The sequence below is a fragment of the Colwellia sp. MB3u-55 genome, from assembly GCF_014076785.1.
Classification (GTDB): domain Bacteria; phylum Pseudomonadota; class Gammaproteobacteria; order Enterobacterales; family Alteromonadaceae; genus Colwellia_A.
On sequence record NZ_JACGUS010000114.1, the window covers coordinates 110,123 to 136,592 of the forward strand.

The 26,470-nt window shown below is 36.4% G+C and carries 18 protein-coding genes; 11 read left to right on the forward strand and 7 right to left on the reverse strand.

Going from position 1 to position 26,470, the window contains the following annotated elements:
• Nucleotides 1–16 precede the first annotated feature (16 nt).
• The 6 genes from H4J66_RS10550 (at nucleotide 17) to H4J66_RS10575 (ending at nucleotide 8,165) form a co-directional block, all read left to right on the forward strand.
• Entirely contained in the window at nucleotides 17–1,741 is a 1,725-nt protein-coding gene (locus H4J66_RS10550) for an asparagine synthetase B family protein (protein WP_182174130.1), read from the forward strand.
• The gene (locus H4J66_RS10555) at nucleotides 1,731–2,816 is read left to right on the forward strand and encodes a GNAT family N-acetyltransferase (protein WP_182174133.1); all 1,086 of its coding nucleotides are present in this window, start codon (nucleotides 1,731–1,733) and stop codon (nucleotides 2,814–2,816) included. The genes H4J66_RS10550 and H4J66_RS10555 overlap by 11 nt, the downstream gene beginning before the upstream one ends.
• A 10-nt stretch (nucleotides 2,817–2,826) precedes the next feature.
• A complete protein-coding gene (locus H4J66_RS10560) occupies nucleotides 2,827–3,771 on the forward strand; it encodes a sulfotransferase (protein WP_182174136.1) in 945 nt (314 codons plus the stop codon).
• Between the two features lie 73 nt (nucleotides 3,772–3,844).
• Complete coding sequence (locus H4J66_RS10565) at nucleotides 3,845–4,870, forward strand: glycosyltransferase family 4 protein (protein WP_182174139.1); 1,026 nt, start codon at nucleotides 3,845–3,847, stop codon at nucleotides 4,868–4,870.
• 28 nt (nucleotides 4,871–4,898) lie between these two features.
• The gene (locus H4J66_RS10570) at nucleotides 4,899–6,395 is read left to right on the forward strand and encodes a lipopolysaccharide biosynthesis protein (protein WP_182174142.1); all 1,497 of its coding nucleotides are present in this window, start codon (nucleotides 4,899–4,901) and stop codon (nucleotides 6,393–6,395) included.
• A 75-nt stretch (nucleotides 6,396–6,470) separates the two neighbouring features.
• Complete coding sequence (locus H4J66_RS10575) at nucleotides 6,471–8,165, forward strand: hypothetical protein (RefSeq protein WP_182174145.1); 1,695 nt, start codon at nucleotides 6,471–6,473, stop codon at nucleotides 8,163–8,165.
• Nucleotides 8,166–8,173: 8 nt separating this feature from the next.
• Here H4J66_RS10575 and H4J66_RS10580 read toward each other — a convergent pair whose 3' ends face one another.
• From H4J66_RS10580 to H4J66_RS10595, 4 genes are all read right to left on the reverse strand, one after another.
• Nucleotides 8,174–9,460 carry an O-antigen ligase gene (locus H4J66_RS10580; RefSeq protein WP_182174148.1) on the reverse strand — a complete coding sequence of 429 codons (1,287 nt, stop codon included), beginning with the start codon at nucleotides 9,458–9,460 and terminating at the stop codon, nucleotides 8,174–8,176.
• Between the two features lie 145 nt (nucleotides 9,461–9,605).
• Nucleotides 9,606–10,577 (reverse strand): NAD(P)-dependent oxidoreductase, encoded by a 972-nt coding sequence (locus H4J66_RS10585; protein WP_182174151.1) that lies wholly within the window; start codon nucleotides 10,575–10,577, stop codon nucleotides 9,606–9,608.
• Entirely contained in the window at nucleotides 10,574–11,641 is a 1,068-nt protein-coding gene (locus tag H4J66_RS10590) for a Gfo/Idh/MocA family protein (protein WP_182174154.1), read from the reverse strand. Before H4J66_RS10590 ends, H4J66_RS10585 begins: the two co-directional genes overlap by 4 nt.
• An 81-nt stretch (nucleotides 11,642–11,722) precedes the next feature.
• Nucleotides 11,723–13,126: a TIGR03013 family XrtA/PEP-CTERM system glycosyltransferase gene (locus H4J66_RS10595; protein ID WP_182174157.1), complete on the reverse strand. Its 1,404-nt coding sequence runs from the start codon at nucleotides 13,124–13,126 to the stop codon at nucleotides 11,723–11,725.
• 212 nt (nucleotides 13,127–13,338) lie between these two features.
• Here H4J66_RS10595 and H4J66_RS10600 point away from each other — a divergent pair, with 212 nt between their 5' ends.
• From H4J66_RS10600 to H4J66_RS10620, 5 genes are all read left to right on the forward strand, one after another.
• A complete protein-coding gene (locus tag H4J66_RS10600; RefSeq protein ID WP_182174160.1) occupies nucleotides 13,339–13,974 on the forward strand; it encodes an XrtA/PEP-CTERM system exopolysaccharide export protein in 636 nt (211 codons plus the stop codon).
• Between the two features lie 61 nt (nucleotides 13,975–14,035).
• Nucleotides 14,036–15,634, forward strand: coding sequence for an XrtA system polysaccharide chain length determinant (locus H4J66_RS10605; protein WP_182174163.1), 1,599 nt, complete (start codon nucleotides 14,036–14,038; stop codon nucleotides 15,632–15,634).
• On the forward strand, nucleotides 15,631–16,503 hold the full coding sequence (locus H4J66_RS10610) for an XrtA-associated tyrosine autokinase (protein WP_182174166.1): 873 nt from the start codon (nucleotides 15,631–15,633) through the stop codon (nucleotides 16,501–16,503). Before H4J66_RS10605 ends, H4J66_RS10610 begins: the two co-directional genes overlap by 4 nt.
• A complete protein-coding gene (locus H4J66_RS10615; RefSeq protein WP_182174169.1) occupies nucleotides 16,469–18,067 on the forward strand; it encodes a TIGR03016 family PEP-CTERM system-associated outer membrane protein in 1,599 nt (532 codons plus the stop codon). The genes H4J66_RS10610 and H4J66_RS10615 overlap by 35 nt, the downstream gene beginning before the upstream one ends.
• A 4-nt stretch (nucleotides 18,068–18,071) precedes the next feature.
• On the forward strand, nucleotides 18,072–19,190 hold the full coding sequence (locus tag H4J66_RS10620) for an XrtA/PEP-CTERM system-associated ATPase (RefSeq protein ID WP_182174172.1): 1,119 nt from the start codon (nucleotides 18,072–18,074) through the stop codon (nucleotides 19,188–19,190).
• Between the two features lie 58 nt (nucleotides 19,191–19,248).
• On the opposite strand, the gene prsR is transcribed toward H4J66_RS10620, so the two are convergent.
• The 3 genes from prsR to H4J66_RS10635 all read right to left on the reverse strand — a co-directional run bounded on the left by prsR (nucleotide 19,249) and on the right by H4J66_RS10635 (nucleotide 26,466).
• Entirely contained in the window at nucleotides 19,249–20,601 is a 1,353-nt protein-coding gene (gene prsR / locus H4J66_RS10625; protein WP_182174175.1) for a PEP-CTERM-box response regulator transcription factor, read from the reverse strand.
• 753 nt (nucleotides 20,602–21,354) lie between these two features.
• Nucleotides 21,355–23,388, reverse strand: coding sequence for an XrtA/PEP-CTERM system histidine kinase PrsK (gene prsK / locus H4J66_RS10630; protein WP_182174178.1), 2,034 nt, complete (start codon nucleotides 23,386–23,388; stop codon nucleotides 21,355–21,357).
• Nucleotides 23,389–23,415: 27 nt separating this feature from the next.
• Entirely contained in the window at nucleotides 23,416–26,466 is a 3,051-nt protein-coding gene (locus H4J66_RS10635; protein ID WP_182174181.1) for an efflux RND transporter permease subunit, read from the reverse strand.
• Between the last annotated feature and the right edge of the window lie 4 nt (nucleotides 26,467–26,470).

Sequence of the window (26,470 nt, forward strand, 5' to 3'; positions counted from 1 at the left end):
AATAAGCAGCATTATCATGAATGGATTTTTAATCTCAAGAACTCTTAGAGATACAAATGAAAGCAGAGGCGGCACTACAACTAATCTCTTTACCATAGGTGATTATAGTTATCGTATTTCACATAAAAATTGCCAAATCGTTCACTTAACTGACATGGTATTATTAGTTGATGGTTACTTCTTTCCTTCGACCTTGAATAAACTTAAAGAAACGATTACTTTGCAGAATTTTCATGAACTTATTCATGAGAAAGGACATTTTTGTGGTGTATTAATAACAAGTGGTGGCATGACTTTTTTTAACGATGTTTTCGGTGCCAAAACTATCTACTGGCAACAACAAGGTAATAAGTTACTGATTAGCTCTAGAGCACAATTAATGCCCATTTATGATCTAGTAATAGATCCTTTAGCAAAATTTGAAATACTACTCTATCGCTATACAACCAGCTCAAATACCTTACTTTCGGCAATATCAAAATTAAAGCCTAAGCATACAGTTAAAATAACAGGTGAAGAAATTCATCAACAACAGCAATATTGGGTCCTACCGAAACCAAAGTATTCTGCTGTTCCCCTGACAGAGAAAATAAAAAAGACTAAAATTGCATTGCAAAATAATTTGAAAGTCGCGAGTAAACACTACAAAAAAGTCGCCATTTTTTTAAGTGGCGGGGTAGATTCTTCATTATTAGCCGCCCTTAGTAAGGACATATTTGAAGAATGCTGCTTAATAACACCTGTTTTTAAAGATGAAGAAAATCCTGAATTAGCCACAGCCAAAGAATTTGCTAAAATATTAGGAATGAAACATTATCTTGTTGAAATTTCAAATGAAAGTTTACTTAATGACTTACAACAACTTATCAAGCTTAACAGAGAACCCCTTAGGCATTATAGTTCTTTAGCAATGACAGCGATGATGAGAGAAATTCCACAAGCTTACCAAGCCGTTATTTATGGTGAAGCGGCAGATACGCTGTTTGGTTCTAACGGTATTAAGCGACTTGAAACACATCTGCGTTGGAAAAAACAGTGCTCATATATCCCTATAAGCTTACTTTCTCTAGGTGAAAAGTTTCTCCCTGGTCGTGTAAAAGTACTTAAAAATTTAAAAAGTACATCCTTACAAATCTTATTTTTAAACTTATTCAGAATACATTATACCTCCACGGAACAAGAGATTATTGATAAGCTTCAAGATAATAATTGTTATACCGTAGATAGTTGGTCTTCAATCAAAAATGGTTCTTTATCTGATATTCGTTATCAAGCACAAAATTTATTTATTGATTGTGATATGCCCATACATTTTAAAGAAGCTGAATTAATTGCTGGGCTACATGATAAGCATTTTATCTCGCCTTTTTTTGATGCTGAGGTCATGGAAGTATCATCAACATTATCTAATGATGATTTCTATGGCAGTGACTACGTAAAACCTGTACTTAGAGAACTTGCCTGTGAATACTTTCCTCGTGAACTAATTTATCAAAAAAAGCATGGTTTTCCTGTTCCTTTTATTTCATGGCTCAATAATCCTTTTCGAGCAATGATCAAAGAAGCAGTTGCCGAGCAATTTCTTTTTAGTAAAGAACAAATAGGAAAGCTAACTGTTGAGCATAATTATGAAAGCTATTGGCTACTGCTTAATTGGCACTTAGCGCAAAAGAATAACAAAGATTGCTTAGAAAAAAATCAGCAAACGGCAACTAATAATATTGATCGTCATGTCATTTAAATTAGTAAGACTCAATCCATTTACGAATGCCATAGCAGTAAAGAAAGTGTGGACACTTCTTGAACAGGAAGCAGAAGTTAGCTTTTTTAATTCATGGGGCTGGATTTCTACTTGGCTCAACTGCCTACCTGACACAACTCAACTTGAATTGATTATTAACTATATTGATAATCAGCCGGTCTGTTGCTTTTTTCTTGGTGTGAAAAAAGGTGTTGAACATAAAATCTTTAACAAAAAACGTGGTTATTTCAATAATACCGGTCATGAAGAATATGATGACTTAGTCGTTGAATACAACTCTATTCTTTGCAATAAAAATATCCGTGACCGACAATTGACCTTAGCAATAAACCATCTAGAAGATATTAACGAATTTAGATTACTAATTTCGACAAACTTTAGTGCCTTTAATAGCTCTGCTTTTCTTGTGAGAACAATATCTCAACCTTCATATTGGATCAATTTAACTCAGTTCGAGCAACCAGCAAGTTACCTAGCTCATTTAAGTAAAAATAAAAGATCACAAATCAAACGTTCTTTAAAGGAATATGAAACTCAAGGGGGCGCTAGAATTCAATTTGCTAAAACCGCTGACGAAGCAAAATTAATGTTTAATAAGTTAGAGGTCCTTCACCAACAAGAATGGATAAAACGAGGGAAAGAAGGAGCTTTCGCTAAGCCATTCTTTAAAGAATTTCATCTGAGCCTCATTAAGGCTCGATTTGAAGCGGGTGAAATTCAACTCGTCAGGATATATACCGACTCGGAAGATATTGGCTACCTTTATAATTTCATATTTAATCATGAAGTATTATTTTATCAATCAGGCTTTAGTTATAAACAAAGTAATCATTGTCGTCCTGGTTTGATTTCACATTACCTCACTGTTTTATCTTGTATAACGGCCAAGTATAAAAAATATAACTTTCTCGTGGGAAGTACACTGTATAAGAAAAGCCTGTCGACTGATGCAGACCAACTTGACACAATAATTATTGCCAGAAAATCGTTTCAATCCTATATTGAGCTATTTCTTAGAAACATAAAGACAAAATTTCACCCGAGTAAAAAATAGAGATCCTATTATGAGTGATACAAACACCTTAATAACACCCGTATTTATTTTTGGTTCATATCGCAGTGGCACAACAATGCTAGCTTCACAATTAGCGGCAAATAGTAACGCAATAGCACTGCCTGAAATGCCATTCATTCAAATGTTGATTACTTCGACTGCTTCCACAATGGATGAGATTACGACGCTTTATCATAGAATGACAGCAACGTTTCACTTTCGAGCTTCGGGGATAGACATTGACTTACCTACTTTCTCGCAGCCTTTCTTAGTTAAGGCGGAGCCAGCAGAGCGTGTTTATAACTTACTTCGACACCACTTTCAGCTCAATGAAAATAAGCCAAAAACTTGGATCGAGCATACCCCACATAACCGTGAGCGAGTAGACTTGTATAAGGCGATTTTTCCACAAGCAAAATTCATCCATATAGTTAGAGACCCAAGAGCTGTTTATGCCTCAATGCATAATTTATTACGATGGAATTCACATGATCCAATAGCTTTTGCCAGCAATTGGAATATCGCAACAACGTATAGCTTTACCGCTAAAGCACGTCAATCTCATTGTAGTTACGAGCTTCGATACGAAGATTACATTCTTGATCAAGAAACTAAACTGATTGAATTATGTGGTTTTATTGGAATGACGAACGAAGAATGTATGAAAAATGGTGGTGGAATATCACTACCGCACTACACTAAAAAGCAACATAGCTTAGTGGGTAAACAAGTTGATAAAACTAGAATTAATGCTTGGCAAAGCAGTATTTCATTACGTGAAGCACAGTTAATCACATGGCGCTGTTTACCTTGGATGTTACATTATAATTACTGTAATAAAAATGAGGCTATACACCCCCCCCGCTCATTAGAGGCTTTAAAGTATAAAATAAAACAAAAATTACTTTCTCCATTATCTAAGATAAAGCGTATTAAAGATAATCTATCAACGTAAAGTATCCATTTAAGATTTATAAAACAAAATAAAATGATAGAATCTGCAAGATATAAAATTAAAAGGAACATTAATGCGAGTATTACACGTAGTCAGTAGTCTCAATGTCGGTGGGGCAGAAAGATTTGTCATTGATCTCGCATCAGAACAGCTAGCTAATCAAAAGTTATCTGTTGGGATTTTAAGCATGGGCCTGCAAGGTGAGCCTCTTGAGACAGAAATTGCGAAAGAAGAGTTCCGTCTTCATTTTGCTACAAGCATATCAAAAATAAGAGCTATTCTAAAAAACTATGATCTAGTACATGTTCATAGTAGCCATTCTTTACTAAGAATATTGTTAGCATCTTTTTTTACCCACATTAGAGTTGTTTATACACGTCATAATGAGCGTGTACACCAAAGCTTAAAATGGAAGTTTATTTATTTTCTTGCCAGATTAAAACTAGATAAAATGATTTTCGTCGCAGAAAAGGCACTAAAAAACTACTTATCTGTTTATCCGCAATTTGCGAAAAAATCAGTAACGATACTTAATGGTGTATTACCAATATCTCCGATTAAAAGCGCGAGTACAAAGCTCAGATTGAGCCATGTAGGTCGTTTCGTACCATTAAAAGCACAGCACTACCTTATAGAAGCCGTTGCAAAACTTTCTCCTGATATCCAGCAACAGCTCTCTTTATCATTCTTCGGCACAGGAGAGTTGATGGCTTATAACCAGCAACTTGCGACTGATCTGATACCAAATGTTGAGGTTACATTTCACGGTTTTGTTACCGACCGAGATATTATCTACCAGCAAACTGATGTTTTGATTGTCACGTCTGAAACAGAGGGGCTTTCTTTGGCTATATTAGAAGCACTCGCCAGTGGTACACCGACCATCGCCTCTAATGTTGGAGGTAATCCCGAACTAGTGAAGCATCGACACAATGGGTTATTATATTCTTACGCAGATGCAGCAGGCCTAGCTGAACAAATAAGTCTATTTTTAGAAGACCAGTCCCTTTTAAAAGAGTACAGCCAACGTTGTATTGATATTTATCAAGCCGGTTTCTCAATGCAGCAGTGTGCAAAGACCTATCGATCACATTATTAGCACATAACCAGAAGATTAATAACTCACAATGAAAACATCTTTACAAGCAGCAATGGCTGCCATTAATTTATACAGTGAATACTTTTTAGGCTTAATTGTATCGATGACAATTGCTCGACACTTATCGACCGAAGACTATGGTATTTACTCGAGTATTATTTGGCTTGCTGCCTTAATGACTCTAGCTATTAATGCCGGAGTATCATTAAATGTCACTAAATTTATAGCTGAATTTAAGCATAAAAATAGTGACGCATTACCTGCTGTCATTGCTTATTTCTGGCGAATTCAATATAGCAGGTTACTGATCGTTGCCCTGATTGTCTTTACTATCCTGTTTTTTGATTTGGCTGATAGTAATATTGAAAAATGGTTACTAATATTGTTGTTTTTTAGTGTCGCAATCAAAGCAGATTATATGTTTAGAGTATCAATATTTAAAGGGATAAAGCGCTTTGATATCATTGCAAAAACAAGTTTAATAGCGAACCCTTTCAACATTGTTGCCGTATTATTATGTGCTTTTATTTCTCCAAAAGTTGAAAGTTTTATTATAGTTTATTGTTCTGCTTGTATTGTTTATGGGATGAGTACTCGATTTTTCAATAAGCAATTACCCTTACAGAAATACAACAATGAGCATATTGCAGAACACAAGCAGCGCATGATGTTCCAAGTAATATCAGCAACGATTATCGTATTACTTGGTGCCTTAATTTTCAGACAAAGCCAAGTATTTGTTTTAGAAGAAAATAACTTTCTGTCTGAGGCAGGTTTTTTTAATATTGCCTTCTTACTTTCTACAGCAGCGATTACTTTAGTACCGGGAATATATCAAGAGATTTTACTCCCCAAGATTACTGAGGCAGTTCAAGACGGCAATGTAAAATCACAAGTGGCTCAAGCTGAACGATATTTACTTACTTTATCATTACTTGTAGTTGTTCCTGTAGTGCTATATGCCAATGTAATTATTGAACTTTTATTTGGTTCACGCTACTTACCTGCCGTTTTCCCTCTACAAATGATGATGATTTTCAAAACTATTATAACCTTGAATCAAGGCGCAAATTTAACCTTGATCAGTAATGACAAACAAGTAAGTATGGCAATGGTTCATGTTGCTCTATTCATTTTTGCTTGCGCTATTAGCTTTTTCATTGTTCCACAATGGGGTTTAGATGGTTCTGTTGCAATTTTTGGGCTGTTAGTGGTCATAATGCTATTTAGTTATAAGAGTCTCGCTACGAGGGTTGGCTATCAAATGATTTCTTTTATGATCGCTTCAAGATTGGTTTCTGCCGCGGCCATATCTGCGATCCCAGCAATAATCATTGATCAATACCTCGATGGAATTCTTTCAGCCATTATTGGCTCCATTGTTTTTGCACTATCTTACATCAACCTGCTATTTATTTTTAAAGGTTTTGATCAGTCTGTTCTGTATATTTTGAAAAAAATAGTTTCTACAACACCAAAGCCAATCAAAGCATATTTGTCTTGGGGTATAAAATGTTTATCCTGATCAGCAGTATATTTAAAATTTTTTTAGAAAAAAAAATCATAGCCGTAATTGACATGCCACTTAGGACAAAAAACATTGTTTAAGCAATTAATTTTTATCTTAATGTTACTCTCTTATCAATCTTATTCTAGCGATATGACGAGTTCGCTTTCTCCCTCAGATGAAACCTGTAGAACTGTTGATATCGGATTCAAATGGGAAAAACGTAAACGTGCTGCTTTTGCAACTTCACTTGCACAGCAGCCAAATAGCTTAGTGCAATCAAATTGCCTGTTATTCACGGGGATCAGCCCGTTTATCACCTTAACTAATGAATCCAATATTGAAGTATCAATTGATGGCGGGGATTATCGTCCTATGCCTGCAATCATTTTCTCAGGAAATACTGTCCGCTTACGCAAAGCAGCAAGAAATCTGTTCGGTGATAATAAAATATACTCCATATATATTTTAGGTGATGGAAAAAATAATCATAATATGCAAACAGGACGTATTGAATGGACCATCCAAACTCATGGTGTCTATAGAGAGAAAAAGATATGGAATGTAGGGCCAAATGAACCCGCTAAACAACTTAAAGACATTACAAATCTTCTAGCGCCAGGTGACGAAATACACTTAATGGGTGACGCAATTTATGACCCGATAGACATACGCGGTATATCAGGAACAAGAGCTTTGCCCATAACATTAAAGGGCATCAGTAAAAATGGAAAACGACCGACGTTAAGAGGTGGCACAGAACGTTTCAACTGGACATTAGCTCTAAGAAACTCTCATTTTTGGCATATTGATAACATTATTTTGGAGCGTGGTGGTATCTGCTACCGGCATGAGTCAGCGTACATAAAGCTTTCAAAAGTTCTAATCCGTCACTGTGGTAACGGTATATTAGGCACGGATTATAACTCGGGTTCATTACATATTTCTCAACTCGAGTTAACACGTTCGGGTGGAAAACCAGAAAAGAAAAACTGGCGACACGGCATTTATATGGCAACAGATAGAGATAGGTTTCCTGAGAGTATTTTTACTATCGAAAAAAGTTTTTTACATAACAATAAAGGTAATTCAATAAAGTCGAGAGCTGAGCGCACAGAGGTTTATGGGAATTGGCTAGAAAACACGACCAATCAACAATCTATATATGCCCTTGAATTAATTGGTTATGATGGATATGAAACCCTAGAACCTATAAATCATGACGTTGTGGGTAATGTTATTGCTATTAACAGCATTAAATATGGTGTCCGTGTGGGTGGCGATGGGACAGGTTCTTCAAATGGTCCTAGCCGTTTTTCAGAGAATATTTTCTTAATGCCAAAAGACTTCAAAGGTTATATTTTTCGATTATTAGGCCATCTCCAATTCCTAGATATCACAAACAATATGTTTTTATCACAAAATCAAGGCAGTAAAAGTATAACCTTAATTAAAGATTATATCCCAAGTGCACAATGGTTTTATCAAATGCCACACATAAGGGTTTCAGGAAATACATTTACTTCCAATATTAATTTTTATCATAGCGAAGAGAGTGGAAAGGTTACCAATTATGAAGGAATCTATAAATATATTGATGTTAATAATAATGAAACATTACAGCTTGATTTTTTAACAAATGGATCTATACACAATATTATCTTTGAGAAATTAAGCCTAAAAAAAGCATACATTAATACGAAAGTTACTCATCCGAAGTTCTTTAAAAAGTTATATAACCCAAAACTTAACCAACGGCCACATGCTGGTGGTATTCCTTTTCAATAAAGCTATATTTACAATAAGAACTTTAGTGATAAGTTAATTCCAATTAATACACAAAAAGCAATAAGGCATAGCTTTTTAAAAAGTTGACCTGTAAATTTTATAGGCTTATCTATAAAAAGGTTCATTTGCTGCATAAGACCTACGGAAACAGCACAAAACATATAAAGAGGTACAAAAGTCAGCCTACTCAGAAAAACCACCCCGATTGCATACCCACATAAACTATAAAACATTACTTTGGACATCAGTAAATAGCGATTAAATTCAAATTCAGTAATACCTTTTTTTACATTCAATTTTTCTTTTGAAAATTGAAGTTCTGAAAAACTTATTTTGTGTAGCATAAAAATAATTGAAAAAAGAAAAGAGAACCAAACTAAGAACCCCACGACACCTAACTCACTCCAACATAACACATAGGTATTATGAGCAGTTAAATGATGATTATCTAAAAACCCGCCTAATCCTGTACCAAAAAGTGGGTTACTTTTAAGCATTTGTGAACCTGCATACCATGCATCTAAACGCCCATGAGCAGATTCTTCGCTAGCACTTATTGAGCGAAAGCCACTAAAAACTAACAATAAAACTGGGATAGCGGAAATAACCAAGACATTAGCCACAATTTTCCCATAGCGTTTATAAAGGTATAAAACGATTAAGACCAAAACACCCAGTAATGTTCCTCTTGAGTTAGTTAAGTATATTCCATAGAAGATAGCGACAAGGCTCAAAACAGATATTTGTCTAACGAGCCAATTTTGTGTTTCGCGAAAGTAGAATATGAGAGGTATAGTCATTAAAAACAGTAAACCTACATCATTTGGATCACTAAAAATCCCAACAAACTTAATTCTTAAATCACCATGTTGGTCAAGTATTTCTGCACCACTCCAACCAATCCCAGAAGGTAATGTGACTTGTTGATAGCCGTTATATACTATAGCTACCGCAGCAAAAATAATTGTCGCAAAAATAAATTCTTTAGACTTTCGAGTAAAAGCTAAACCTAAAATAACAATGAAAGGCAAAGCTGTTGAAAATAACAACTTGGTTAGTGCAGCTATTGCCCCTACAAAATAAAAATTGAAAACCTCAGAAATAAATCCAATCAAACATAGCGTAAAAAGTAACATCGTATGATGATTAGTGATCACATTTTTTTTCGTAACCGCAAAAATGGCTCCTAGCATGCCAACCACCATCACAACAGGAATCCCTTCAAGTGGGGACCACCAATCTTGAGGGCGGATGAAGACTAAAATAGTAAATAATGATGCTATTAAGGCACTCATAAATAGGCTCCTGATGTAGGTATTACATAAAATAATAAGTAATAATCAAGAGATTTCATATGAAGCCTTTTTATGACGTACGAAGTTAACAGAGGGTTAGAATGTAAAAGAAGATATAAGCCATAAGACCTTTATCTTCTTCATTTTACTTTTCTTTTAATGTCTCTTCTAGAGTAGTTACCGGTTGCCATTTCAATACATTGACTAGTTTGTCATTACTAAATTCAAGCGGTGTATACATAGTTTTAGCGCGATATGCACTAAAGATATTTGGAAAATTTCCTTTTGATGCTTTATGAATTTTTTCAGCAAACTTACAAATGGTTAAATAAAGCCAAAGTGGTAAGGTAATTTTTCTTGGTATTTTATTTTGAAACTTTTCATACAAAGCAATAAATTCTTTTTGCGTAGGTGTTTCATCAACAAGATTAAATATTTCACCATTGGCCGCATCACTAATCACCGATAGTGCTACACCTAATCCACAATTTTTCACATGTACGAAAGGAATTTTTGATTTTCCTCCAACAATAATAAAAAATGGAATTTTGGGTAATGCTAAACCTACACGTGGGGAAAGTATATTATGCTCTTTACTATAGATGACACCCGGTCGATGTATAACTAGCTCAATGCCTAAGGTTTTACAACGCTCAATACAAAGCTTTTCTTGATAGAATTTAACCCAAGAATAACTATCACGTAATTCTGGATTAGGCTCAACTGGAGTTTTTTCATCTACCGTTTGTTTTGCAGATAATAGCGATGTCCCATAAAGCGAAAATGAACTGACAAAAACAAATTTTTTCACTTGAGATGCTTCTATAGCATCAAAAAGTATTTCGGTCGCAACGACGGTTTCTGTGAACATCCCCATCGGACTACCAGATTTTGAGGCCGCTAGATGTACAACAGTATCTAAACCCACTAAAGCATCTTGAACATTTTTTTCACTATTTAAGCTACCGCGAGAGACTTCAATATCGAGTTCACTTAATCCATTAAGAGAACTACCAGGACGCACCAAACAGCGAATGTCATTAACTCCTAAGTCGACCAAAGCTTTAACAACTTCAACGCCTAAAAATCCGTTGGCTCCAGTTACTAATATACTCATGATTTTCCTCCTGGCGAGCTAATTTGTTGACAGATTTTATCAATAATATTTGAAGTCCGTTGAATTTCATTATATGGAATAGGCGCATCCGTTTTGGTCTCAATCGATTGATAAAATTCTTCTACCAGTCGTTTCATATCAGAAAAAAATGTTTCTCTGCCTAACCAAAAAGCTTTAAAATTTGTCCAGTATTGTGTCTTTAATTTTTTGGCTCTAGCTCTTATGTTTAGACTTAATCCTAAACCACCCGGAAATGTTGGTGCCGTATCTTCCATCCAAAAATGTTCTGTTAAATTTAAGTTAATTGTAGATTTAGAACCGAAATAACGTACAACAAATTGCACAGGTAAAGCGTTTGAAGTAAATAGTATGGAACAAGTGACTTTGTTTTTTCTATCAAAAATCTGCACTCTTAATTCGTCATTAACGACGCCATTATTGCTTCGATCAAAAGCAAATGAAGTGATCTCTAAATCATCACTTAAAAATGGTGTCAGCATTGCTATGGGATGAGAAATATTATTTTGAAAAAGTTGTCCTGGGAGCTTTGCAATCCAATGGTCTGGGTTTGATGTCACTAACTTCCCGAAAATACCATTCAAATTATAGCCAAAGACTGCATCCATGTGGATCATTTCACCGAAACGACTTTCCTCATTTATTGCTTTAAAAACTTCAATAGTCTCAAATGAACGTAATCTATGTGTACCGGGGCATAATTTCAGGTTGCTATCTTTTGCAACCGCAATTAACTTTTCTGACTCTTCTGCAGTTAGCGTTACAGGCTTCTCTATATAAACACTACTACCGCCTTGCAATATTTTCAAGGCAAGAAAAAAGTGTGAACCGGGAGGAGTCGTGATATGAACAACATCAGGTTTTGCAACTTCTAGCATCTCATCAATAGAAATATATGACGCGGCAATGTTATATTTATCAGCAAGCGCTTGCGCAGGAGTTTTTCTTAAATCGCACAAGCCCACAATGGTTGCGCCTTTTATTTTCTGAACTTCTTCAATGTGAGCTTCGGCTATTTGCCCTGCTCCGACAATACATACTTTCAACCTAATTCTCCAAAATATACTAATTCTGTCTTTCCAAATTTACTTTATTCTTTCTGTTTTAAAACGTTATTAATCGTGTGATTAACGACCTTTACCAAACAAAACAATTTCAACGGTTCTAATTAAAATTAATAAGTCCAACATAAAGCTACGGTGCTTAATATAATACAAGTCATATTTAAGCTTCTCTAATGAATCTTCTTCTGTTGAACCATAAGGGTACTTTAATTGTGCCCAGCCTGTTAAGCCTGGCTTAACATTATGACGTTCATTGTAGTAAGGTAGGTTTTTAATAAGTTGCTGAACAAATTCAGGACGTTCTGGACGCGGGCCAACAAACCCCATGTCGCCACGAATAACATTTAAAATTTGTGGTAATTCGTCGACACGATATTTACGAATAAATTTACCAATACTCGTGGTGCGATCATCATTTTCAGAGGCCATTTGAGCACCATTTTTCTCGGCATCGATTCGCATACTTCTAAATTTATAAATATTAAAAGCTTGGCCGTCAAGACCAACGCGCTCTTGGAGATAAAAAATAGGGGCTTTCATGCCTTCGTCTAATTTAATAAGAATGGCTGTTATTAACATAACTGGCCAAGTAACTAAGGTTAAAGCTATAGCAATAGCAGCGTTAAAAACCCAATCTAAGGTATTGCGTAAATGGTTACCTGAAGCAAAACCATTTGAATAGATAACCCAACTTGGATAAATAAGGTTTACCGCTATTTGGCCAGTTTCTCGTTCTATAAAGTCGAGTATTTCGGTAATTTCTACGCCACGTATTTTACAGGCAAAAAGTTCATCAACTGGTAAATTATCACGACGTTCGTCGCTTGCCACAACTATTTCGTCGATACCATGCTCTAGTGCATAATTAACCAGAGAACCTTCTAATGCAATACGGTTTTCGTTAACTATGCCGGTTTCGGTGTCACCTGGCATAATAACAAAGCCGTGCATGTAAAACCCTTGCCTATCGACATCTCGGCGCATACGTTTTTCGATAATAGAGGCTCGGTCACCGGCGCCAAGTACTAATACTACCCGCTTACTAAAGCCAAAGAAGTCCACTTGCAGGGTAAAATAACGAAAAGCACTATCAATAATAAGACTAAATAATGCCGCCAGTGCAAGTAATTCAATTTTTAAAGCATGTTGACCATATAAGGGATTAATTAAGGTAACAATAAAGAAGCCAATCGCTACTGAAACAAGCAAACGCCTGACAATACCACGATAATTTTCACGCAGCTTCGAGTTATATAAACCTAGAGCTAATAACGATAGTTGTACCATTAGAGCGAAAACAATCGCGCAAATAGCCAATAAATTAGTAGGTATATTTTGATGCTCGACAAATAAAAACAAGCTATTTAAATAGACGGTCAATAATAACGAACCAGCGAAAAAAATCAGTTCAATAATAACTAAAGATTTACTACCCGAAGATAGATCTCGAAACTTTGGGCTAGACATATGAATTAATTATTCCCTTTATTATTAATAGATTCAACTTGCTCATTTATTATTTTTAGTAAAAACACCCAAAACATAAGCGTGTAAGATAATAGCAATAATCATAAGTTTTTTACACCTATTAAATGTTGTGCAACCTTTGTAAAAATCACATACAATCAAATAGCTTAGTATCAATTTAATAAATTCGATGTATAAAGAAGGTTATAACCATGGAAAAGAATATGCTCGGTCAACTAAAAACAGCAATACTACTAACTATAGCTTATGTTATTTCAGGTTGTAGTACATTAACCTTACCACCCGCAACCATACACCAATCGAATACGGTTGATGTTAGCTCTTATAAATATTTAATTGGTGCCGGTGATGTTGTTAATATATTCGTATGGCGTAACCCTGAAGTTTCAGGCACATTTGTTGTGCGTCCCGACGGAATGATAACCACCTCTTTAGTTGAAGATATCCCTGTATCAGGCAAAACACCAACCGAACTCGCTCGAACTATTGAAGAAATTCTAGCAACTTACCTCAGAGAACCCGTAGTTACCGTAACCGTAAATAATTTTGTTGGCCCATTCAGTGAACAGATCCGTGTTATTGGTGAAGCTGCAGAGCCTAAGTCAATCAATTATATTCAGCAAATGACGTTGCTCGACGTAATGATTCAGGTTGGTGGCTTAACTGAATTTGCTGATGGTAATGATGCTGTTTTAGTAAGAGTGGAAAATGGCGAGCAGAAACAATATGAAATTTATATTGAAGACTTAATTAAGAATGGCGAGATAGCGGCTAACGTTGACGTTTTGCCAGGTGATATAATTGTTATCCCTGAAACTTGGTTTTAGTTTTAGTTACATAAGATAACAATCGCCTATTTTATTAATCGCCTGTATTTAGAGGTCAGGAATGCAAGAAATACTTGAACAAATTTTAGATTATTTAAAGGGTATGTGGATAAAACGCCGCTACCTTATGATTGCTACTTGGCTTATTTGCCCTTTAGGTTGGTTTGGCGTTTCACAGCTACAAGATAGTTATGAATCAGAAGCGCGGGTATTTGCCGATACTCAATCTATTTTAGGCCCTTTGTTAAAAGGGATGACGGTTGAGTCGAATCCTGATGAACAAATCAGCTTGATGGTAAAAACATTGCTCAACCGCCCAAATTTAGAGCGTATTGCTCGGATGACCGATCTAGATGTTCAAGCGAATACCCCACAAGAATTTAATGACTTAATTGAACGATTAACTAAGGATATTTCAATTAAAAAGACTGGCGGCATGAGGCAAAATATTTTCAATATCACCTTTTCTGATAAAGAGCCCGTAATGGCACGCGATGTTGTGCAAGCGGTTATTACGGTGTTTATTGAAACGACTCGAGGTGAGAATCGTCGAGATTCTGATTCTGCACAAAAATTTCTTGATAGCCAAATTAATGAATACGAAAATCGCTTATTAAAAGACGAAGCAAGGTTAACTAATTTTAAACAAAAATACAGTGAAGTGCTGCCTAACCAGTACGGTGGTTATTACCAAAAGCTAAATAACTCAAAAGAACAATTAAAAACTATTGAACTGATTTTGCTAGAAACAAAAACACAATTAGCTGGTTCAAAAGCTAAATTAACGCAATCTTCAACGTCAGAATCTAATCAGCAAAATAATATTGTTGATTCGAACAGCATAAAAACGACTTTTGATGACCGTATTGCCGAATTAGAAGGACAATTAGATTCACTTCAGCTTAGATATACCGAACAGCATCCTGATGTGAAAGAAGTTCAACGTCGCCTTGAGCATTTATCAAAGAAAAGAGATGATGAAATTGAACAGTATCTAACAAGCAGTAATGAAGCAGGTAATGACTACACGCCAATAAGTCAGAACCCGGTAATCCAAGATGTTCAAATTCAAGTGAATCAACTTGAAGGACAAGTTGCTTCGATGGAAGTAAGAGCTAATAACTACAGAAATACTGTTAGAGATCTTGAAAATAAAATTCATACATTACCTGAAATCGAAGCAGAATTAGTGGCGCTTAATCGCGGCTACAATATTACTAAAAAACAATATGAAGACTTGCTTGAACGTAAAGAGAAAGCACAAATAGGTCAGTCTGCTAACGAAACGACCAGTAAAATAAATTTTAAAGTGATTGACCCTCCTCGTGCACCTTTACAACCTACAGGTCCTAAAAGGTATCTGTTTTATGTAGTGGTTACCTTTTTAGGGGTAGGTGTTGGATTGGGACTTTCCTTTTTATTCAGCCAAATTAACCCAGTTGTAACTTCGAGCAGCCAAGTAGCTCGGGCAACGGGCATTCCTATTTTTGGTATTGTTTCGGCGACTGAAAATATAGGTCTACAAAGTAAAGATAAACGTAAAACGATACTGTTTTTTGTCTCTAACAGCTTATTAATTTTAATATTATGCTTTTTTATCGCTTATTCGTTATTTCCGGATGCAATACAAGCGCCAATACATAGGATTTTTAATTTATGAGTACCATAGAAAAAGCACTCGCTAAACAAAAGATGGCTCAACAAGACAAAACACCGGTTGTTACTGAAAGTGTAACGATTGATAAACCAACTAAAGCTGTTGAAAGCTCGACAGCCTCAGTAACTTATGAAAATAATGATGTTTTAGTGCTTAACAAAAGTGATCTTGAAAGTCGTGGTTTCTTAATCGATAACGGTACCAGAAAAAGTATTAAAGATGAGTTTCGTCAAATTAAACGTAAGCTCTTAAACAATGCCTTTGGCTCAGGCTCTAAAACGCTTAAAAACAGTAATTTGGTTATGATAAGTAGCTCTAAACCAAATGAAGGTAAAACTTTTATTTCAATTAACTTAGCGCTCAGTATTGCTTTAGAACAAGATAAAACAGTATTGCTAATTGACGCCGATGTTCTTCGCCCAAGCATAAATAGAGAATTAGGCTTTAAGCAAGTCCCTGGTTTGATTGAATACTTACTGGGTGATAAGCAGGATATTTCTGAAATAATGTACAGTACCAATATTGATAAGCTTAAAATAATACCTGCAGGTGAACCTCATCATCTTTCTAATGAATTACTCGCCAGTGACCGTATGGAGTCTTTAGCTAAAGAACTTGCAGAGCGCTACCCTGACCGTATTGTAATATTTGACTGTCCACCGTTAATTGGCGTTACAGAAACGATGGTCTTAGCCAACTTAATGGGCCAAGCGCTTGTCGTAGTTGAAGAATCAAAAACGCTCTTAGCAGATATTGAAAAAGCGACAGAAAACCTCAACGAAGATTTAGCACTGGGTTTAGTGCTAAACAAAGCAATCAGATCTCACAAGGATATGTATGGCTATTATGGTTATGGATACGGCACTAAATAAGACAGTATTAGCTGCAGCAATCTTTGCCATTTTACCTGCAGATACTTTTGCAGGGGAATGGCAGTTTACACCACAATTGATTATTGATGAAACCTATACTGATAATGTTAATTCATCTGTTAATGAAAAAGCATCAAGTTTAGTTAGTCAAACAGGTGTTAAATTAAGTACACTATTTTCATCAAAAAAATTAAATTTTACCTTTGATGCAAAAAGTCTTTATGCAATGTACACCCATGACCATGATACCGATGATGACTATCATACATTGGACAGTTCTTTTCGCTTAAAGTTAGGTCCTAAAGGACTTGCTTTAATTGGTAGTGCTGCAATATCAAACCAATCACGCAATAATTCCCGTAATGCGCTTGCAGATATTGTCTCTGGTGACACCATTAGAGTTGAAAATTATTCAGGTGGTTTACAATACACGATTAATAATAGTGATTTCATTGTTGGTACGGGAATTCAATACCAAACAACTAAATCACAGGACGGTATAGGTGAACGAGAAGGCTATGCGATAAAGTTTTTGAGTGAAAATGGCTCTGCTGCTCGAAATGTATATTGGGATGCGTCATCTGAATATTCTGATGCGACTAATCAAGGCAGAGACGGACAGTTATTCAAAGGCGAAGTCAAAATCGGTTTAATTACGGGTTATAAGATAACCCCGTTTATACGATATTATGATGAAACTAATGAAGGTGATCTTGTTAATAATAGTTCATCACTTGAGTCAGACTCTTATGGCGGCGGCTTACGCTGGTTAATAAGCCCTAGGCTCTTATTAGACCTATCTTATAACACGCCTACTGGTACTCAGCTAAACCTCGACGGTAAAGAACAACAAGACTATGCTGCGGCCACAATTCGCTGGGAGCCTAGTCAAAGAACAACCTTAATAATTGATTACGGCCAGCGCTTTTACGGTGAAAGTTATGGGTTTGACTTTGTACATAAAAACAAGCGTTTAACCAATACCATTTCTTATGTTGAAGAGGTTAAAGCATTTACCCGTAATAATTATGAAAGTGTTGCCTTAGGTAGCTTTTGGTGTCCACAAGGTGACATAGCTGACTCTTCAAATTGTTTTGTCAATAATAATGATAATATCGATTTTGATAATTATCAGCTAGTCAACTTAAATGATTTTGTTTTAGTGGAAGATTTGGGCCTTTCATTAAACAAAGAGTTACTGTGGTCTTCAGAATTAGCACTACCGCGAACCACTTTCAGCGTTGAGCTATCAAAATTGACCCGCGAAAATTTAAATACCCGTACCCAAGATGAAAATAAAAAGGCATCGTTTGCGATTAAACGCAAAGTGAGTGGTAAATCAAATATAAATTTCATGCTTGAATATACTGACACCCACTTTTTACTTGGGCAAGAAAGTGGCCGTCAAGACCGCTACCGACGTTATAGTCTTGAGTATGACAAATCCTTAAATAGTAAACTAACTGTTAAATTAGGTGTAAGCCATCTTAACCGCAGTTCTACTACACAATCATTCAATTATGAGGAAGACAGAATCACCCTCAAATTCAGTAAAGGTTTTTAGCAGTATGTACGAAAATTATTATGGTTTTAAAGAGCGTCCTTTTCAGTTAAGTCCCGACCCACGTTTCTTTTTCGCGTCAAGCAACCACCAAAGAGCAATGTCTTATTTACAATATGGTTTAGATCAAGGCGAAGGCTTTATCGTAGTTACTGGGCCTATAGGCACGGGTAAAACAACAATAGCGCGTAATCTTTTAAACAATATTGCTGACGATTCAATTGTTGCCGCTCAACTTGTCACGACTAAGCTCGACCCGCAGGAATTACTTGAGCTTGTCGCCTTTGAATTTAAGATTACCGTTAAAGGTAAAAGTAAAGCTGAGCTATTACAGTCAATAGAACAGTTTCTTATTGATTTGAATCGCCAAGGTAAACGGGCTTTGTTGATTGTTGACGAAGCACAAAACTTACCGATAGAAACGGTTGAAGAACTCCGCATGTTATCTAATTTTCAGCTGGATAATAAGCCATTGATACAAAGTTTTCTTCTCGGGCAAGAAGAGCTTAAAGATATTATTCAAGCGCCTAATATGGAGCAATTTCGTCAACGTATTATTGCATCTGCGCATTTAAAGCCACTGACTGGTGACGAAGTTAAAGAATATATTAATCATAGATTGCAGCAAGCAGGTTGTATTAAAGAGGCACTCTTCTCAGATGAAGGCTTTAACGTTATTCATGAAAAAACGTTAGGCGTTCCAAGAAAAATCAATATTTTTGTTGACCGTTTATTATTGTTTGGGTTTTTAGAAGAACTAGCTTGTATCGATGTTGACGCAATTAACGAAGTCGCGTTAGAGATGCAAGTAGAGTTAACCGGTTCACTGCATAAAGTACAATTAACCAGTAATGAACCTAGCCAGGCAAGCGCACAGCTCATCGTGAATTCAACTGAGAATGTTGAAAACATGAAAGAAATATTAAGGGAAGTAGAAGAGATATTAGAGTCGTCGATTAAGCAGAAAATTAAAATGGCGCGTTATGTTGATAAACTCCTTAAGCAGAAGAGTCGTTTATATGCTGAAAGTAATATCGATGAAAGTATTGAAGCCAACTCAGAGCTAACGGCTGATACAATTGCCGATACTAACTCTGAACGAAGTAATGAAAACGATAAGAGTTAACATCATTAATTAGTGGAGAAGATTTTATTACAAAACCTTCTCTATATCTTCACATCAGCTAGGTTTCGTTAATTATTAGCCCATATTTTTCAATTAATGAATACAATGTTGGTCTAGTTACACCCAGTAATTCTGCAGCTTTTGACATATTGCCTTCGGCTAACGCATAAGCTTTTTGAATAGCCAGTGACTCTGCTTTTTCTCGCACCGAACGTAAATTCAAAGACAACTCAAATTCAGTACTCGTATGATCAAAAAAGCCTAAGTCAAAGGCAGTCACTTGTGTACCAGTCGTCATAATTACCGAACTTTTTACTTTATTTTGTAACTCACGAATATTACCCGGCCATTTATGAGCCTTAATAGCACTTAAACCGTCTTCTGAAAAACTTTTTACATTACGTTTATATTCAAGTGCGTACATCTGTAAAAAATATTGAGCTAGAATTAATACGTCTTCATCTCGGTCACGTAGTGGGGGTATATTTAAGGTTATTTCACTAACGCGGTAAAATAAGTCTTCACGGAAAGTTTTATCTTTAACCATTTGTTCTAAGTTTTGATTGGTTGCACAAACCACTCGAACATCAACATTAATTTCTTGTCGACCACCAAGGCGTTCAATTGTTTTTTCTTGTAAGAAGCGCAATAGTTTTGCTTGCAAGCTAAAGGGCATATCACCAATTTCATCAAGAAATAATGTTCCGCCTTCTGCACACTCTATTTTGCCTTTAGTCGCACGATGAGCCCCGGTAAAAGCTCCTTTTTCAAAACCAAATAATTCACTTTCTAATAAGTTTTCAGGGATAGAAGCACAGTTGATGGCAACAAAGGGCTTATTACTGCGCTCACTGGCAATATGCACGGCATTGGCTGTTACTTCTTTACCTGTGCCGCTTTCGCCCAGTAATAAGGCTGTAATTTGTGTTGGCGCAATGCGCTTTACCATCATGCGGAGACGGTCAATAGCTTCACTGTTACCAATAATGCCAATATCACTACCCGCAACTTGACGCATCTTACGGTTTTCTTCTTCAATTGCCGAAACACTAAACGCCCGAGCAATAATGACATTGATCACATCAGCATCTATTGGCTTTTGATAAAAGTCGTAGGCACCCGCCGAAATAGCTTTTAACGCATTAGTACGATCATCATTGCCGGTGATCACTATCACCTTAGTATGAGGTGCTATGGTCAAAATTTCCTGTAATGCCGCTAAACCTTCAGTGGCATTAGCTTCATCTGGCGGCAAACCTAAATCAAGCGTAACAACTTTGGGTTCAAAACGACGTACTGCAGCAATAGCACTTTCACGATCACCAGCTAATACAGCCTCATAATCAGATAAGCTCCACTTAAGTTGCTTTTGTATTCCTTTATCATCATCAATGATCAGTAACTTTTCCATACGACTAAAACCCTTTTATTATTTATACACTTTATTTGAGCGCCTGATCCTAAATTCATGTACGTCATGCTGAATTCACGAACGTCATGCTGAATTTATTTCAGGATCTTAACCCAGATACTGAAACGAGTTCAGCATGACGGAGGAAAACAACCTTGCCTATCGACATACTGAATCCACGAACGTCATCCTGAAACCACTACGTCATCCTGAATTTATTTCAGGATCCCAGCCCAGATATTGAAACGAGTTCAGCATAACGGGGAAAAACAACCTTACCTATCGCCGTCAAGAAATCACACACGTTATACTGAATCCATGTAAGTCATCCTGAAACCAAGTACGTCATCCTGAAACCAAGTACGTCATCCTGAATTTATTTCAGGATCTCAGCCCAGATACTGAAACGAGTTCAGCATGACGGAGGAAAACAACCTTACCTATCGACATACTGAATCCACGAACGTCATCCTGAAACCACTACGTCATCCTGAATTTATTTCAGGATCTTAACTCAGATACTGAAACGAGTTCAGCATCACGGGGAAAAACCTTACCTATCGTTGTCATAAAACCACACACGTTATACTGAATCTACAAACGTCATCCTGAATTTATTTCAGGAACTCAGCCCAGATACTGAAACGAGTTCAGTATGACGGGGGAAAATAACCTTATTTATCGTCATCCTGAATCCACAAACGTCATCCTGAATTTATTTCAAGATCTGTATTACACGGTAATATATATCATTTATAAGCTTGGGTTTATTGGTAAGTCTATTATAAAAACAGTGCCTTTATCTTCAATACTTTCGACTTTAATTATTCCGGCAATACCTTCAAAAAATTGCTTAGCCTCAAAGACACCAATGCCCATACCCGCATTACCTTTAGTGGTATCAAAAGGTTTGAATAGTCGATTATTAATAAAGTCTGTCGACATACCGCAGCCATTATCAGAAATTTTAATGCCTATGTGGTTTTCTCTCTGAGTAAGTTCTACTTTAACCCAGCCATCTTTGCTTGTCGCTTCCTGTGCATTCTGTATTAAGTGATTGAGCACTGAATGAAATGTCTCATTATCAATAGCCATTTCGCAATGGTTGATTTTATCAAAGGTCACCTTAGGCAACTCAATATTTCTCTGTTCTATTACACTGTTAATGACAGCTGAGATATCAACCAACTCACTTTTGGATTGAGCTGCTTGTTTATTACGTAATTGCGAAAGTACTTTAGATAAACGTTCTGTCGCTGACTCTACCGTTTCAAAAACATCAGCAATAAACTCTGGATTATCTCGGTGTTTTTCTGCATTAGAGGTAATAAGTGCTAACTGAGCTTGTACATTTTTCAAATCATGCACTAAAAAAGCGGACATGCGGTTAAAGGCATCAAACTGTTTTGATTCTGCTAATTTATCATTAGCTTCATGTAAAGACACGAAATTTCCTAACTGTTTTGATATGGCGAAAAGTAAGTCTCTGTCTTCCCAATTTAATTGCTTAACCTCATTTTTTCCCGCTAAAATAAACATCCCATAGAGTGCTTTACCAATAAAAATAGGGACTATAATTCTAATGTCTTTGGTATCGAATAACGATAAGTCTAGAGATAAGCCAGGATAAACAGTTGGCGTTTGGCGATATTCTTCAATATCAATGATCCAACCTTGGCGCTGACAAAAAAGACTGCACTCGACCAGTTGTTGATTAAAGGTATCATCTAGAAGCAATTTTTCAGAGTATTGAACACTGAAACGTTGACCTGTTACTTTTTTCAAAATAGCGCCAGCATAAGCATCTACTTTTGACATCATTATTTGAGTTGCCATTTGATAATAGCTTTCAGCATTGGTGGTTTCTATTTTTCCAATAAGGTTTAACCATTCATCTCGGTATTCGTATTTATTAGCAAAAAAGTTTTTTGCTATAAACACTTTTAATTTCCGGCGCAACGATTCGGTAATCAATAAAGCGACTAAGACCAAAGCACTTAACATTAGAAAGCCGATACTAACAACGCTGCCCCACTCTCCACCTATGTAGTTAATAACATAGCCAGCAAAGGCCATAACCAACAAATATATACCGGCAATCATCAACATTGAGCTATAAAAAACAACATGTCGAGAAACAAAAATCCTTACCGCGCCATTACGAATCCGTCGAGTACTGATCAGTAATAAAGGCACAACAATAAGAGAGATAAAGCCACGACTAAACCAAAAATCAAAATCAATACCATCAACCATTGTGGCTTGTGCATATAAAACAAAGTCAAAAATTGCAATGCTGGCTAATGCAATAACCATCGGCCAAATAGCCCAGCGCACTTGTGAGTCAGCACTTCGGTATAACTGTTCTAGTAGCACTAAACTCCATAAATTAAGCACAATAAAAAGCAGAAATAAATATTCGTAAGAGTAATGAAGTAAGACACTCGCCAACCAGCAAGCAACCATGAGTATGGTCCAAACTTTGATATATTGACGAATATGTGAATTCGCAATTATCGCTCGAAAAGAACGTTGTTCGGTGTTACAAAGTAGAATTAACAATGACCAACAAGCTACTTTAAGACCGTCAGCAAGCATTGCCCACTGCAAACTAAAGCCGATCTGTATTTGCAAGGCAGCAACCACATTAGCAATGACGGTTACTAATACTGAAACTAATACCCAGCGAGCTAGGCTTGTCTTATTTCGCGCCGCAAAAATGAGTAATGCAAAAACAAAGTATGCAGCACTCGCTAACGAATAACCAAAGAGCCCTAATGAATCCATAATATAAACTTCTTATTGAGTTTTTGTTTAATCGTTCTGCACTGCATTTTCTTTAGTAAATATTTCAGTTAATACCGGTACCAGTAGAAAACTAGCAATCGCCGAAACGCATAATCCTGAAATAATCACTGTACCTAATGGCTGCCATAAACCGCCGCCAAAAAGAGTGAGTGGTAATAAGCCGCCAATAGTCGTTAATGTTGTTAATAGTATTGGGGTAAAACGGGTGGCACTGGCATTGAGTATCGCTTGCTTTAAATTATTCGACTCAACAAAGTTACGGTTCGCCGTATCAATTAATATAATGGCGTTATTCACCACAATACCAAACAAACTAATTAAACCTATAAATGCCATCATCGAAAATGATTGACCCGTAATATATAACCCTATAACTGAACCAGCCATCGCAAATGGAATGGAAGTAAATATCACCAGCGGTTGTAAAAACGATTTAAACTGTAAGACCAACACCGCAAATATACCTATAGCAGTAACCAGCATTATTTGTGCTAAACCTGAAAAGTTTTCTTGACGAGATTCTTCTTCTCCGCCCAAGGTATAGCTAACTCCCTCAGGCATTTCATACTGCGCTAAGTAGTCGATAACTTTAGTGGTTAACTCACTTACGGTATGATTTTTATCAACATCTGCAGATACCTTCGCCATACGTAACTTTTGGTAATGATAGAACTCAGTACGACCTTTTTGCAGCTTGGTAGTAATAACTTGATTAAGCGGAATAGCTTCACCTAAACGGTTAGTGACATTAATATCAGCTAAACCGTCAACATCAGGGTTTTTACGGCGCACAACAATAGGATAGCTTTCACCATTATCATCATTAAATCGACCTACAGCCGTTCCAGAAAGTATTGTCTGTAAAGTAATATCAAGGGTATTAATATCAATGTTAGATAAGCCCGCTTTTTCATAATCAATATCAAGTAAGAGTTCGGTATTAGCAATGCCAATAGGATTATCAATGTTTATAATGCCTTTAGTGCTTGCCATCATAATTGAAAGGTCATTAGCGACCTGCTCTAAATCAGACAGTGATTCGCCCATTAGTCGAACACTTATTGGTAGATCGGTAACCGGTCCTTGGGTAAATTCACTGACCGTAATTTTGGCTTGTTGCCACTTGCCAAACTCTTCACGAAGTTGACTAACAAAATCAGATACTCTTTGTGCATCATACTCACTTAATACAACAATGACCTGACCATAAGTTGCCACACCACGTTTAGGAATTTGATTATAATAAATACGCGGGTTTGCATTGCCGACATTTAAAGCAACTTTATCAACCAACTCATGCTTTTCAATAACCTCAGTCATTTTTTGCATGATGCTATCTGTATAGGCTAACGATGAGTTGGGCGGTGTTTCAACATCAAGCATAATCATTGGCTTTTCGGCTTTAGGAAAAAGACTCACTCCCACTTTACCAAATAATGACAACATACCCCCCAAACAGACTACGGCAATAGCGATAACAATCCAGCGGACATTCATAAATCGTGACAGCCATTTCGCATAAATGTGCTCGGCAAATATATTCACGTAATGCTGAAGCGTTTTTATTTTAGCTTTATTTTCAGCTGTATTTTTTGCAAAAAAACGACTGGCTAACAATGGCGTTAATGTCAGGGCGATTAATAAAGATGCTAGCAGTACTAAAACAACCGTTACCGGCATTGAACGAACAAAGTCGCCTGTGTTGCTGGCTAGCATTAACATAGGCAGAAACGCTAACATCGTGGTAACAGTACCGCTGGTTATTGCCCAACCTACTTTTGCTGTGCCCGCTGCTGCAGCTTCAGCAAGATTTGTTGTTGTTTTCTTTTCTCTATGGATGCTTTCAGTCACCACTATCGCATTATCTACGAGTAAACCTAAAGCGATAATCAAACCCACAATAGACATTTGTTGTAAACCAAAGCCACTAAAGTCTAACCAACCTATTGCCACTAAAAAGGACAATGGAATAACGGCAATGACCACTAAAGATTCACGTAGTCCTAAAAATAACAGTGACATAATGCCGACGAGCACCAGTCCTTGCCACAGGTTGTCAAAAAAACCATTCACTCTCATTTCTACACTGTCGGCTTGCTTAAACAAAACATCAACTTTCATATTGTCGGGTAAGCTGTCAGTAAAGTTGGCGATTTCATTATCAATACTTTCAGTTAGGCCAAAAATATTGGTATTAGGTCGTTGTTCTATAGTGAGAAAAATAACTGGCTTATTATCATAATAAGCTAAATAGTTTGGTTCTAATCCTGAAAACTCGACTGTCGCTATGTCTTTTAAACGCAGTACAAAACTATCATCTGAGCGAATAACCGTTTCACCTAACTCAGCTAGTTGTCCAAAGTTACCACTGGCTTTTACATTAAAACGCCGTGAACTCGCGTCAACATAACCTGGGGTAATATTTACCGCACGTCCTTGTAAAACTGAGTTAATATCGGTAACAGATAAGCCGTAATGTTTTAGCTGTGCTAAATTAATGTCAATGGCGACAATTTGCTGAGGATAACCCCAAACATCAGCTTTTCGAACATCGTTAATCGCTTCTAAACGTTTTTCTAACTGTTTGGCATAAAATTCCATAACTTTATAATCTATTGGCTCACTCCATAATGCCAATTGCATGATAGCAACACTTGTAGGCGTTGCTTTTAAAACGAGTAAATCATGAACACCTTCAGGTAGTGTTGGCTTTACTGTTGAAACCGCCTGCTTTACTTTGTTATAAGATGCCTCAGGATCTGTGCCGTACAGAAAAGTAATTTCAATACGTGCACCACCATTTTTGACTTGTGATTCTATTTTTTGAATGTTTTCTATATCAGAAAATTCTTCTTCGAGCGGATTAACCACTAAAGTTTCAATATCTGTTGGTGATGCGCCAGGGTAGATCACTTCAATTAAGGTGATGGGCATATCAAACTGTGGATCTTCTGAACGTGGCATTTGAAAGTAGGAAACAATACCAACGAGTACTAATAGCACCACTATTGTTAGGGTAAATTGTGCGTTCTTTATAGCGAGTTTAGGTAACAGCATAGTA

Coding starts and splice junctions, on each gene's coding strand:
- H4J66_RS10600 (WP_182174160.1), top strand. CDS start 13,339: ATGGAAAAGAATATGCTCGGTCAACTAAAAACAGCAATACTACTAACT.
- H4J66_RS10620 (WP_182174172.1), top strand. CDS start 18,072: ATGTACGAAAATTATTATGGTTTTAAAGAGCGTCCTTTTCAGTTAAGT.
- H4J66_RS10610 (WP_182174166.1), top strand. CDS start 15,631: ATGAGTACCATAGAAAAAGCACTCGCTAAACAAAAGATGGCTCAACAA.
- H4J66_RS10580 (WP_182174148.1), bottom strand. CDS start 9,460: ATGAGTGCCTTAATAGCATCATTATTTACTATTTTAGTCTTCATCCGC.
- H4J66_RS10560 (WP_182174136.1), top strand. CDS start 2,827: ATGAGTGATACAAACACCTTAATAACACCCGTATTTATTTTTGGTTCA.
- H4J66_RS10615 (WP_182174169.1), top strand. CDS start 16,469: ATGGCTATTATGGTTATGGATACGGCACTAAATAAGACAGTATTAGCT.
- H4J66_RS10565 (WP_182174139.1), top strand. CDS start 3,845: ATGCGAGTATTACACGTAGTCAGTAGTCTCAATGTCGGTGGGGCAGAA.
- H4J66_RS10585 (WP_182174151.1), bottom strand. CDS start 10,577: ATGAGTATATTAGTAACTGGAGCCAACGGATTTTTAGGCGTTGAAGTT.
- H4J66_RS10635 (WP_182174181.1), bottom strand. CDS start 26,466: ATGCTGTTACCTAAACTCGCTATAAAGAACGCACAATTTACCCTAACA.
- prsK (WP_182174178.1), bottom strand. CDS start 23,388: ATGGATTCATTAGGGCTCTTTGGTTATTCGTTAGCGAGTGCTGCATAC.
- prsR (WP_182174175.1), bottom strand. CDS start 20,601: ATGGAAAAGTTACTGATCATTGATGATGATAAAGGAATACAAAAGCAA.
- H4J66_RS10605 (WP_182174163.1), top strand. CDS start 14,036: ATGCAAGAAATACTTGAACAAATTTTAGATTATTTAAAGGGTATGTGG.
- H4J66_RS10550 (WP_182174130.1), top strand. CDS start 17: ATGAATGGATTTTTAATCTCAAGAACTCTTAGAGATACAAATGAAAGC.
- H4J66_RS10555 (WP_182174133.1), top strand. CDS start 1,731: ATGTCATTTAAATTAGTAAGACTCAATCCATTTACGAATGCCATAGCA.
- H4J66_RS10570 (WP_182174142.1), top strand. CDS start 4,899: ATGAAAACATCTTTACAAGCAGCAATGGCTGCCATTAATTTATACAGT.
- H4J66_RS10595 (WP_182174157.1), bottom strand. CDS start 13,126: ATGTCTAGCCCAAAGTTTCGAGATCTATCTTCGGGTAGTAAATCTTTA.